Origin of the sequence: Pseudoflavonifractor sp. An85 (assembly GCF_002161235.1) — a bacterium.
Taxonomy (GTDB): Bacteria; Bacillota; Clostridia; order Oscillospirales; family Oscillospiraceae; genus Enterenecus.
This window is the reverse complement of the sequence record NZ_NFHE01000117.1, coordinates 1-868: the sequence shown is the minus strand read 5'-3', so window position 1 is coordinate 868 and position 868 is coordinate 1. Positions and strand designations below refer to the sequence as shown.

The following is an 868-nucleotide window of genomic DNA, read 5'->3' as shown; positions in this document are numbered from 1 at the left end:
ATCCGGCTTGACCGGCGGTTTCCCACCATATTCATTTTATCAGAACACCCAGCAAAATGCAATCCTACAAAAATGTCTAACTATCAATCTATGATGATAGTAACCAACAAAGGAAGGAGATTTATGGAACAGACGGTATTGAATCCGGTGGAGATCATCGCCTACGCCGGTCTGGAACGGAACCGGCAACGCCGGGCCAAGAGCCGATGCGTCATCCGCCTCGATTTTGAGAGCGGGCGCGGCCTCCTCTGCGATCTGGACAGGATTCGCGGCCTGATGCGCCAGACCCGCACGCAGCATGAGATATATCTGTTCAAGGAGATGGTGGGACGCCCGGTGGACCCCATGGCGCTGCACCCCATCCATGTCTTCACCGCGCTCCGCCCGTCAGGCAGGATGCGCGGGGCAAGGAGGGCGGCATGACCAAGGACCGTTCCATCATCCTGACCATCCGGGAATACGAGAACTCCGTGGACATGCCCGACGCGGAGCGCGTCACCTATCTGGACCCGCGAGGCGGCGTCCATCTGAAGGACGGGGACGACCGTTCACAGAAGTACACGGCCTACGCGGAGGAGTGCGCGGAATACCTGCGCTTCGGTGACGAGGTGGATGATGTCACCTGCGGGGATTTCCCCCGCACCAGCGCAGTGAAGGTCTGCGATACGCCCCGACTGTACATAGAGGCCGGGTTCGACCAGCTTCCCATGCTCTACACCCAGAAGCATCTTCTCAGGGCGATCCGTCCGAAAAGCGAGGATGACCCGCACCGTCACGGCCTGTCCGTCGCGCAGTTGAAGCGCCTGCCGGAACTGCTGGCCCATCCGGTGATGCTCTGCGACAGCCCGGCACGGGAGGATACGCTGCT

At 60.1% G+C, this 868-nt stretch carries 2 protein-coding genes; both read left to right on the top strand.

Annotated features, from left to right (window positions below; genetic code table 11):
• Positions 1 to 123: 123 nt before the first annotated feature.
• The gene (locus B5G37_RS14710; protein WP_087258993.1) at positions 124 to 423 is read left to right on the top strand and encodes a hypothetical protein; all 300 of its coding nucleotides are present in this window, start codon (positions 124 to 126) and stop codon (positions 421 to 423) included.
• Positions 420 to 868 (top strand): hypothetical protein (locus tag B5G37_RS14705; RefSeq protein WP_143483009.1); only part of this gene is annotated, 449 nt, incomplete at its 3' end. The genes B5G37_RS14710 and B5G37_RS14705, both read left to right, overlap by 4 nt.